General features: G+C 75.7%; 2 protein-coding genes. Both read left to right on the top strand.

Going from position 1 to position 2,559, the window contains the following annotated elements; genetic code table 11:
- Positions 1–1,091 (top strand): extracellular catalytic domain type 2 short-chain-length polyhydroxyalkanoate depolymerase (locus E2C05_RS33665; protein WP_158292488.1); only part of this gene is annotated, 1,091 nt, incomplete at its 5' end.
- 129 nt (positions 1,092–1,220) lie between these two features.
- Positions 1,221–2,189, top strand: a complete 969-nt coding sequence (locus tag E2C05_RS30955) for a class I SAM-dependent methyltransferase (protein WP_133223451.1) — start codon at positions 1,221–1,223, stop codon at positions 2,187–2,189.
- The last annotated feature ends 370 nt before the right edge of the window (positions 2,190–2,559 follow it).

Raw genomic sequence — 2,559 nt, 5'->3', positions numbered from 1 at the left:
GCCGCGCCGCGCTGCTGGCCGGGCCGCTGCTCGGGCTCGGCCTGCTCGCCGGCACCGCCTCCGCCGCCGACCGGCTGGGCGGCTACCGCGTCGATCCGGCGCAGATCTCGGTCTCCGGCATCTCCTCCGGCGCCTTCATGGCGAACCAGCTGCATGTGGCGCATTCCGCCACCTTCACCGGCGCCGGGCTGGTCGCCGGCGGGCTCTATGGCTGCGCCGTGCTGGCGGCGGGGCCGGACGGGGTGCAGCCGCTGGCCAGCCTCGCCACCGGGCCCTGCATGTCGGCGCCCGCCCTGCTGCAGCCGGCCGCCACCTATGCCGGCCGCATCCGCGACTTCGCCGCCCGCGGCTGGATCGACCCGGTGGAGGGGCTGGGCCGCAGCCGGCTCTATGCCTTCACCGGCAAGTCCGACCGGGTGGTGAACCCGGAGACGGTGCGCCGCGCCGTCGCGGTCTATGGCCTGCTCGGCCTGCCGACCGTCGCCACCAGCTTCAGCGACGCGGCGCTGGATGCCGGGCATTCCTGGGTCACCCAGGCCTTCGGCGTCGCCTGCCCGGACAACCGCGACCCCTACATCAACGATTGCGGCTACGACCAGGCGGGGACGGTGCTGCAGACGATCTACGGCCCGCTGCAGCCGCGCGCCGCGCAGGCCGCCGGCGCGCTGGTCGCCTTCGACCAGACGGAATTCGCCCCGGGCGGCCAGCCGGCGCCGCACGGGCTGTGGGACACCGGCTATCTCTATGTGCCGCAGGCCTGCCAGGGAGACGGCGCCGCGCCCTGCCGGCTGCATGTGGTGCTGCATGGCTGCAAGCAGTCGGCGCAGGCCCTGGGCGATGTCTTCTACCGCAACATCGGCGTCAACGAATGGGCCGAGGCCAACCGCATCCTCGTGCTCTACCCGCAGGCGCGCACCGTGGCGGCATCGGATTTCCCGGTGCCGCGGCCGGACGCCCTCTTCAACATCAACCCCGAGGGCTGCTGGAACTGGTGGGGCTATGCCTATGACAGCCGCTACCTGTTCAAGGACGGCGTGCAGGTGAACGCCATCTGGCGGATGGTGCAGCGGGTGGCCGGCCGGCCGGACTGACCGCCCCCGGGGCGGCGGCCGCGCGTCGCCGTCGCCACCGCCCTGGCGGCCCCCTCACGGGTCTGCGAGACTGCGCGCGCGCGGGGCCGGCACCCCGCGCGCGATCGCCGAGAAGGCCAGGCCGCGCCGATGCACCCCGAGACCCCGAGACTGCCGCCCCACCTCCTCCCCGACTTCGAGCACCACTTCCAGGCCTATCGCGACGCCGATATCCGCTTCCTCGAGGCGCTGGCGGCGCCGGAGCGCCAGCCCGACCCGCTGCTGATCCTCGACTTCTTCGGCATGCGGGTGGATCCGGACTACGAGCCGGCGCAGGCGCATCGGCGCGGGACGGTCATCGATCGCCCGCCCTTTCCCGGCGACACCCTGCTCTCGGGCGGGATCGAATATGCCGCCCTCGCCCTCGCCCTGCAGTCGGCGGGCGAGGGCTTCGCGGTGGTGGAGGTGGGCGCCGGCTGGGGGCCCTGGGTGACGCTGGCGACCCTCTGCGCCCGGCGCCTGGGCAAGCGGCGCATCGCCATCACCGCCGCCGAGGCCGACCCGCTGCGCTTCCAGGCGCTGCGCCGGCATCTCGACCTGAACGGCCTGGTTCCGCTGGGCGCGCCGGATGCGGGGGCTGCCGGCGACCTCGCCTGGCGGCTGCACCAGGCCGTCGTCTGGCCGCATGCGAAGGGCGCGCTCTGGCCAGGCGCGGCGCTGGGCGATGCCGGGCGCCGCGCGGTCGAGGCTGCGCCCTCCGACGGCGCCGACTACCGCGGCCATGCGCTGCCGCTGTCCCGCCAGGCCAGCATCCCGCTGCCGACGCTGCTGGAGGCGCATGCCGCGGTGGACCTGCTGCACATGGACGTGCAGGGGACGGAGGCGGCGCTGCTCGCCGGCGCCCTGCCGGTGCTGAACGACCGGGTGCGGCTGCTCTGCGTCGCCACCCACAGCCGGCGGATCGAAGGGGCGCTGCTCGACCTGCTCTTCGGCGCGGGCTGGCGGCTGGAGCGGGAGGAGCCCTGCTTCTTCCCCGTGGCGCAGCCGGTCGTCTCGCTGGACGCGCTGACCCAGGCGGATGGCTGCCAGGTCTGGCGCAACCCGCGGCTGGGGGGCTGACGCCGGCATCCGGCCATTCCGGGGGCGTTAACGCCCGCGCCGCTAGGCTGCGCCGGAACAGGGATACTCCGGAGCATGCCTTCGTCCAGCCACGCGGCCGCCGGCGGGGACCCGGCGGCGGCGCCGGCGGGGGTCGCGCGCCACCACCACCCGGGGCGGGCACCCGCGCATGGACCCGCGCATGGTCCGGGGCATGGACCCGTGCCTGGACCGGGGCATGGGCCGGGCCAGGCCGCGGGACGCAGCCCGGTGGCTGCCGCCGGCCACACCCCTGGCGACCCGTCGCCAAGCCCCGCCGCGGGGGCGGCGGGCATCGCGCCGGCGGATGCCGCGGCGCCGGCGATGGCGGCCTTTGCGCCGGACGAACCGG

The organism is Paracraurococcus ruber, assembly GCF_004353985.1.
Lineage (GTDB): Bacteria > Pseudomonadota > Alphaproteobacteria > Acetobacterales > Acetobacteraceae > Paracraurococcus > Paracraurococcus ruber.
Note: the sequence above shows the minus strand (reverse complement) of the source record. Positions and strands in the feature narration are given on the sequence as shown.